General features: G+C 66.8%; 3 protein-coding genes. All 3 read right to left on the reverse strand.

All coding sequences use genetic code 11. The annotated features are described in order from the left end of the window. Positions 1–1,222: glycogen debranching enzyme (locus tag ACE3N9_RS16465; protein ID WP_374285569.1), on the reverse strand; the 1,222-nt coding region annotated here is incomplete at its 3' end. Continuing rightward, positions 1,219–2,850, reverse strand: a complete 1,632-nt coding sequence (locus ACE3N9_RS16470; protein ID WP_374285571.1) for an alpha-D-glucose phosphate-specific phosphoglucomutase — start codon at positions 2,848–2,850, stop codon at positions 1,219–1,221. The genes ACE3N9_RS16465 and ACE3N9_RS16470, both read right to left, overlap by 4 nt. After that, a partial coding sequence (locus ACE3N9_RS16475; RefSeq protein WP_374285573.1) for a glycosyltransferase occupies positions 2,847–3,435 on the reverse strand: 589 nt, incomplete at its 5' end. The genes ACE3N9_RS16470 and ACE3N9_RS16475, both read right to left, overlap by 4 nt.

The following is a 3,435-nucleotide window of genomic DNA, read 5'->3' on the forward strand; positions in this document are numbered from 1 at the left end:
AATCGCCCCCGAAATAGTCGGATGATCCGGCAAGCCGGGTCGCCAGCGGGCCAATCGCGCCATCGCCGCGCCAGAAGCGGCGTACATCGTCACGGAACCGGTCGTTCCACTCCAGCCAGCCGGGGGGAAAGCTGCCGAGTTGATAGCCGCCCGGCCCAACGTCCCACGGCTCGGCGATCAGCACGCGGTCGGCGAGATCGGGATCGCGGGCGATCTCGGCAAAGAGCGGCGCTTGCGAAGAAAATCCGGGCCCGCGCGCCATGACCGTCGCCAGATCGAAGCGGAAGCCATCGACAGCGCAATGGCGCACGAAATGCCGCAGGCATTCGAGCGTCAGGCGGCGCACCGCGGGGTTGGCGAAATCGAGCGTATTGCCGCAGCCGGTATCGTTGATCAGCGTCCCGTCTGGCGCATGGGCATAGGCCTGGTTGTCGAGGCCACGCAGCGAAAGCACCCCGCCATGCACGTCGCTCTCACCGCTGTGGTTGAACACGAGATCAAGGATCACCCCGATCCCGGCCCGATGGAGGGTCGCCACTGTCTCGCGCAGTTCGGCCACGCCGCCCGGGCACAGCCCCGGATCGAGCGCCATCAGCGCAACGGGGTTATAGCCCCAGGCATTGCGCAGGCCGAGCGGCGGCAAGTGGCGCTCGTCAATCCACGCGGTGACTGGCATCAGCTCCACCGCCGTGACCCGGAGCTTGCGAAGATGCGCAATGATCGCCGGGTGCGCGAGCGCCGCGATGGTCCCCCGCAGCGTCTCGGGGACTTGCGGATGCAGCATGGTGAAGCCGCGAACATTCACTTCGTAGATCAGCCCGCCGCGCGCGAAGTGCGGCTTGCGGCGCCGCACCTTCGGGAGCCGCCCGGGGATGATCGCACGGGGCACGATGTCGGCGGTCTCCACCCCGAATTCGGCAAGGCGCGGATCCTGCAGGAAGCGCCGGTCAAGCTCGACCGCGTGCGGGTCGACCAGAAGCTTGGCGGGATCAAACCACAGGCCCTTGTCCGGCGCCCATTCGCCCTCGGCGCGATAGCCGTAGCGGGCGCCCGACAAATCGCCGGGCAGGTCTGCGATCCAGTCTTCGCCCGCGCGGGTCATCGCAACGCGCTGCTCGCCCGCGTTGTCGAACAGACACAACCACAAGGCCGCAGCACGTGGCGCGCGGACAGCGAAGCGCGTTCTGCCGTTCTTTACGCTGGCCCCATATGTGCGGATCACGTCACGACATCGGGCCGGGTCCGCCCGGTGTGGTTTGCGATCCCGGCGATTGCGTCCGCCGCCGCAACGAGATCGGCGAGCATCTCCGGCGTTTCGCGGTCGATATCCCCGTCGCTGGGCTCATAGGCTTCAAGATAGACGCGCAACGTCGCACCTTCGGTGCCCGTTCCAGACAAGCGGAAGACGATCCGCGATCCGCCCTCAAACAGCACCCGCAGGCCCTGGTTGGCGCTGATCGAGCCGTCGACCGGATCGGTATAGCAAAAGCTGTCCGCCGCAGCGACGGTGAGCGGGCCGAACGCCTGCCCCGGCAAGCCGGGCAGTGCCTGTGTCAGCGCGGCGATCAGCGCATTGGCCCGCTCACTCTCAATCGCCTCATAGTCATGGCGGGCATAGTAATTGCGCCCGAAGCGCGCCCAGTGCTCACGGGCCAGCGCATCAACGCTCATGCCCCGCACCGCCAGCACGTTGAGCCAGAGCAGCACGGCCCATAGCCCGTCCTTTTCGCGGACGTGGTCCGAGCCTGTCCCGGCACTTTCCTCGCCACAGATCGTCGCCATGCCCGCATCGAGCAGGTTCCCGAAAAACTTCCAGCCGGTCGGCGTCTCGAAGGCCGGAAGGCCGAGCGCCGCGGCCACCCGGTCGGCTGCAGCACTGGTCGGCATCGAGCGGGCAATCCCCTTGAGGCCAGCCGCATAGCCGGGCGCAAGATGGGCATTGGCGGCAAGCATCGCCAACGAGTCCGACGGGGTGATGAAACGATGGCGCCCGATGATCAGGTTTCGATCACCATCGCCATCCGACGCGGCCCCGAAATCGGGCGCATCGGGGGCCATCATCGTCTCGTAAAGCGCGCGGGCATGGACAAGGTTGGGGTCAGGATGGTGGCCGCCAAAGTCCTCCAGTGGAATGCCATTGCGCACGGTGCCCGAAGGGAACCCAAGTCGCCGCTCCAGGATTTCGACGGCATATGGCCCGGTCACCGCGCTCATCGCGTCGAAGGCCATGGTGAAGCCGCCTTCGACGACGCGGCGGATCGCCGGAAAGTCGAACAGGCTTTCCATCAGCTCGGCATAGTCGGCAACCGGGTCGATCACGTCGACCACCATGCCGCCGATGCTGGTGCTGCCGAGTGTATCAAGATCGACATCCGCAGCATCGACCGCCAGCCAGCGGTCAATCTCCCGGGTCCGGGCATAGATCGCATCGGTCACGGCTTCAGGCGCGGGGCCGCCATTGGCGATGTTGTACTTGATGCCGAAGTCCTCGTCCGGCCCGCCCGGATTGTGACTGGCCGAGAGGATCAGTCCCCCGCTTGCCCCATATTTGCGGATCACGTGGCTCGCCGCCGGAGTGGACAAGATGCCCCCCTGCCCGACCAGCACCCGGCCATAGCCGTTGGCGGCTGCCAGACGGATGGCCTGCTGGATGACCGTGCGATTGTGGAACCGCCCGTCGCCGCCCACCACCAGCGTGGACCCGGGCTGCCGCTCGGCGACGTCGAACACCGCCTGGATGAAGTTCTCGGCATAGCCGGGCTGCTGGAACACACGCACCTTCTTGCGCAGGCCCGACGTGCCCGGCTTCTGTCCCTCGAAGGGCGTACTCGGATGGATCATTATGGTCATTGGCCTTGCACCAGTTCGCGGTAGAGCTCTGCATAGGCTCGGCCGCTGTTGTTCCAGGAAAAGTCTGCCTTCATCCCGTTGCGCTGAAGCGCGCGCCAGGCAGGCTTGTTGTCGTACAGCGCCACGGCGCGGCTCACAGCGGCGGACAGGGCGAAATAATTGACGCCCGAAAACTGCACGCCGGTCGCCGCTCCGGCGTCGAGCGCGGCGAGATTGGCGTCAATCACCGTGTCAGCAAGGCCGCCCGTGCGTGCAACCACGGGGACGCACCCATAAGCGAGGCCGTAGAGCTGGGTGAGGCCGCAGGGTTCAAACCGGCTGGGCACAAGTATCGCATCGCCGCCCGCCTGCATCCGGTGCGACAGCGCCTCGTCATAGCCGATCCGCACGGCCACGCGCCCCGGGTGGCGCGCAGCGCCTGCCTGCAAGGCCGCCACGAGTTCAGCGTCCCCGCTGCCCAGCAGGGCAAGCCGTCCGCCGATCCCGACCAGATGATCGAGCACCTCCACCAGCACGTCCATGCCCTTTTGCCAGGTGAGCCGACTGATCACGACGAACAGCGGGCCGTCCCCGGGTTCGAGCCCG

It is taken from the genome of Novosphingobium sp., assembly GCF_041905565.1.
Taxonomy (GTDB): Bacteria; Pseudomonadota; Alphaproteobacteria; order Sphingomonadales; family Sphingomonadaceae; genus Novosphingobium.